We start from the raw sequence: 4233 nt of genomic DNA, 5'->3' as shown, positions 1-4233 counted from the left end.
CCGGCGGCGGCGGTCGTACCCGCGGCCGGTCCGCCACCGGCGGCGACCGAGCTGCCCTCCGGTCCACCGCTCGGAACCAGCGCCCATCCGACCAGCCCCAGCGCCACCACCAGCACCCCGGCGGCCAGCTTCTTCTCCGCGGGCGAGCTGTCGTGCAGCCAGGATCGGAACTGCAGGTACTGGCTCATGGCTCACCCACGGCTCACGCCTCCCCAGCTGCCGGTGGACCCATGACAGTATTGCCCGATGCGTGCAGATCACCAGCTAGGCGTCGGCCCACTGATGCGAACCAGGGTGGTGGCCGTCGATCGCGGCGCAACGCTGCGAGGGGCCGCCCAGGCCCTCCACGAGGCCTCGGTCGGGACGGCCGTGATCATGGACGGGGCCGAGGTGACCGGCATCCTCTCCGAGCGCGACGTCGTGCGGGCCCTGGCGGGTGGCGCCGATCCGGACCACGCCGAGGTCGGCGCGGCCATGACGGTCCAGCCGAGGTACGCCACACCGGGAGACTCCCTCAACACCGCCATGGACACGATGCTCGCGGCGGGCATCCGGCACCTGCCGGTCCTCGACGACGGGGAGCTGGTGGGCATCGTGTCCATTCGGGACCTGGCCGAGGGCCTGACCGCGGTCGACAGGCGTCCCTGAGTCTCGAACCGTCCACAGGCGGGAACGGGTGACTTCCCCGGTCAGCGTCCTCGGCCGTGCGGCGAACCGGGAGTCGTGGCCGCGGTGGAGAACAAGGCGACGAAGTCGCGGTCCCACCACGGCACGAAGTACCGCCCCGGGCCGCCGTGCATGCCCGCCAGCAGAGTGCTGCCGTTGGCGGCGTTGGCCGGGCCCGACGGATCCGCCGGCATGTAGGCGGCGAAGTTCACCCAGTCGTAGTTGATGTCGAGCTCCATGGCGCGGACCGCCCCGGCCCGGGCCAGGAGCGATGCCAGCGAGGGCACGTCCAACCCCGGACCGGCCGCGTAGACGAGGGCTCCGTCGCTGGTCACTCCCACCCCTGAGCGCCACACGTACACGAGACTCCGCACGGTTGCACCCCAGGTCCGGTTGTCCGCCAGCCCCGGCACTGGGGCGCCGCCGTCGACGAGCAGGCGCAGGTTCTGGCGCACGGCCACCACCGCCGGGCCCATCGTGGCGTCCCGGCCCCAGTCGGCCACGGTGGCAGAACCGTCGCGATAGATCACGAAGGAGGCGGCGCCGGCGCGCAGGGGAGCCGCCAGGCGACCCTCGGCGTAGTACCCGCCCTGGGCGTCCTTGAGGCGGAAGCCGGAGTTGAAGGCGGCCACGAGCCCGGTGGCCTCCGACGGTCCCACCGGCGCCGTCACGGACCAGGGCCCGGAGCCGGGCACGTAGCTGCCCGAGTACAGCTCGGCCCGGAGCAGCCTCGTGTCCATCCATGCCACCCCGGAGACCAGGCTGGTGTGGACGCGGTCGGGGCGCAGGTAGGCCTCGTACACGGCAGGAACACCGCCGACCCACCGTCCCGCCGGACGCCACGTGCCCTCACCGGGCAACGGCGCGCTGGCCAGCGGGACGATCGGCGGTGGCGCCGGGAGGTGGGCCGGTGCGGCGGTCGGTGGCGCCGTCACCGGAGGCGTTGCCGCCCGCGGAATGGCGCCTATGGGTGGCCGGCCGCCCTTCGGCGGCGCGTGGTGGGAGTACCAGACGTTCTCGATCCAGTTGATGGCCGATGCACCCCCGTGGTCCCGCGCCCACTCGGCAGCGCGGGCGGAGAGCGACGCGCCGCCCGCGCCCAACAGGGCCGACGCCAAGGACGCCTCCCATGGGGCCAACGCGCACGCCATCACCATCAGGGCGGCCATGACGCGGTGGCGGCCGAACCAACCCAGGGCGCGCCGGGTCCGGCTCCCGGCTTCCGGAGCGCCGTCCACCTCCCCCGACCCGTCGGACCGGGGCCGTCCCGGGTCCAACCCCCTCGGGGCCGTCGTGCTCGTCTGCGACATCATCACCGCCGATCAGGGACCGCCGCCGGTGCTTATATCACGGCGGCCCGGTCCCGCCGTCGTTACCCGGTTGGTCTGTAACCGTCTCGTCAGGTTGAGGCACTACAAAGTGGCCAGTGAGGATCCTGGTGGCCGAGGACGATCCCGGACTGCGCTCGGTCCTGGAACGCGGGCTCAAGGAGACCGGCTACGCCGTGGACGCGGTCGCCGACGGCGTCGAGGCCCTGACCTACCTCCGCACCTACGACTATTCCGCTGTGGTACTCGACTGGCGCATGCCCCGGCGTTCCGGCCTCGAGGTGGTCGAGGTCGTCCGGGCCCGAGGCCTGTCCACCCCGATACTGATGCTCACGGCTCGCGACGCCACCGCTGACCGGGTGGCCGGCCTGGACGTGGGCGCCGACGACTATCTGGTGAAGCCGTTCGAGTTCGCCGAGCTGCTGGCCCGGCTCCGCGCCCTGCTGCGCCGACCGGGAGGGGCCCATCCGCCCCGGCTCGCCTGTGCCGACATCTGGTTGGATCCCGCCAGCCGGGAGGCCGGCGTCGGCCCCGAAGCGATCTCGTTGACCCTGACCGAGTTCGCCATCCTCGAGCTTCTGCTGCGGAAGGCCCCGGGAGTGGCGGAGCGACGCGCCATCGCCGTTCAGGTCTGGGACGAGGAGGCGGCGGCGCTGGGGTCCAACACCATCGACGTCCATGTGGCCCGGCTGCGCGCCAAGCTGACCCCCGGGCGGGCCCGCATCGAGACCGTTCGAGGCGTCGGCTATCGGATCGTACCGGCATGACCGGCCCCCGACGAAGGCCGCTGAGGCAACGCCGGAGCCTGGGTCACGCCGTTCGGGTGGCCGCCGTCACCACCGCGCTCATCGCCGTCCTGTACGTGGCCGTCGGCGCCATCTTGGACGTGGTCGTCGTCGGGCGGATGACCCACCAGGTCGACCACCGCCTCGCTGGCGTGCTCGACGACGCGACCAGCCAGTCGCTTCCACTGGGCGAGGTCGTGCGCCCGCCAGACCGGTCTCAGGGCCGGGACCTGGATGACGCACCGGTCCTTCTGTGGCGCGTCGGTGCCCGGGGAGACGTGACCGCCCTCAGCCCCGGCGCACCGGCCCTACCTCGGCGCGCCTGGTCGCCCGCCGCCGAGATGACGGCATCGCTGAGTGCCAGCCGGTTCCGGCTGGCCGCCCGGCGGATCAACAGCGGATGGCTGGTGGCGGGTGAGAGTCTGGCTGAGCCCGGGCACGTCCGCGGCGTTCTCCTGGTGGCCGAAGCAGCCGTCGCTCCGGTGATCCTCCTCAGCATCTATCTGGGATCCCTGGTCATCGGCCTCAAGGCCGCGGCACCCGTGGAACGGACCCGACGACGACAGCTCGAGTTCACCGCAGACGCGTCGCACGAGCTGCGCACCCCGCTGAGCGTCATCGAGGCCGAGGTCGGCCTGGCCCTCAGCGCCCCCCGTCTGGCGCCCTACTACCGCTCGTCCCTGGGGCGGGTGGCCCAGGAGGGCAGGCGCCTGCACGAGATCGTGGAGGACCTGCTGTGGCTGGCCCGGTTCGACGCCGAGCCGCCCCCTCCCGGGGACGAGCCGGTCGACCTGGCCCCGATAGCCGCGGCCTGCGCCGAGCGCTTCGAGGCGCTGGCCGAGTCCCGAGGATTGAACCTGGCGCTCGAGCCCGACGGGGCCCCCGGCCGGGCGTTCGTCAGGGCGCCGCCGGAATGGATCGACCGGCTCCTGGGAGTGCTCGTCGACAACGCCTGCCGGTACTCCCCTGCCGGGGGAACGGTGAGCATCGCGGTCGGCGCCGTCGGCGCTCGCGCATTTGTCGTGGTCGAGGACGACGGCCCGGGCATCCCCGGACCCGAGCGGGAAAGACTGTTCGACCGCTTCCACCGGGCGTCGGACCAGCCCGGGGGGGCGGGCCTCGGCCTGGCGATCGCCGACTCGGTGGTCAGCTCCACCGGAGGTCGCTGGAGGATCGGGGAGTCACCGAGCGGAGGGGCGCGCATGGAGGTCTCCTGGCACCGGGCGGGGGGAACCGACAGCCACTCCGCCGATCAGCCCCGCGGATCGAGGCGCCCCGGGGACGGCGAGCGCCCCTCTTCCCCCGGCGGACCAGGAGCCTCGGTGGAGAACGGTCATCTCCCGGGCCGGAACCCGGAGTCGGCCAGGTAGGTGGCGACCCGACCGAGCAGAAGCACGCCCAAGGCCGCGCCGGCGGCCAGGCTCACCAGCAGGGCTCCGCGCCGCGCCCCCGAT

At 73.1% G+C, this 4233-nt stretch carries 5 protein-coding genes; 3 read left to right on the top strand and 2 right to left on the bottom strand.

Annotated features, from left to right (window positions below; translation table 11 throughout):
* A partial coding sequence (locus VFW24_18680) for a hypothetical protein (protein ID HEX5268798.1) occupies positions 1–188 on the bottom strand: 188 nt, incomplete at its 3' end.
* A gap of 94 nt (positions 189–282) precedes the next feature.
* Between VFW24_18680 and VFW24_18675 the strand changes: the two genes are divergently transcribed.
* Positions 283–648, top strand: a complete 366-nt coding sequence (locus tag VFW24_18675) for a CBS domain-containing protein (protein ID HEX5268797.1) — start codon at positions 283–285, stop codon at positions 646–648.
* A 41-nt stretch (positions 649–689) separates the two neighbouring features.
* Here the strand turns inward: VFW24_18675 and VFW24_18670 are convergent, their stop codons facing one another.
* Positions 690–1904, bottom strand: coding sequence for a phosphodiester glycosidase family protein (locus VFW24_18670; protein ID HEX5268796.1), 1215 nt, complete (start codon positions 1902–1904; stop codon positions 690–692).
* Positions 1905–2092: 188 nt separating this feature from the next.
* On the opposite strand from VFW24_18670, the gene VFW24_18665 reads away from it, so the two are divergent.
* Both VFW24_18665 and VFW24_18660 read left to right on the top strand, forming a co-directional pair.
* On the top strand, positions 2093–2761 hold the full coding sequence (locus VFW24_18665; GenBank protein ID HEX5268795.1) for a response regulator transcription factor: 669 nt from the start codon (positions 2093–2095) through the stop codon (positions 2759–2761).
* 56 nt (positions 2762–2817) lie between these two features.
* On the top strand, positions 2818–4149 hold the full coding sequence (locus VFW24_18660; GenBank protein HEX5268794.1) for a HAMP domain-containing sensor histidine kinase: 1332 nt from the start codon (positions 2818–2820) through the stop codon (positions 4147–4149).
* Positions 4150–4233: the final 84 nt, after the last annotated feature.

It is taken from the genome of Acidimicrobiales bacterium (genome assembly GCA_036273495.1).
In the GTDB taxonomy this organism is placed as follows: domain Bacteria; phylum Actinomycetota; class Acidimicrobiia; order Acidimicrobiales; family JAJPHE01; genus DASSEU01.
This window is presented reverse-complemented; position numbering and strand designations above follow the sequence as displayed.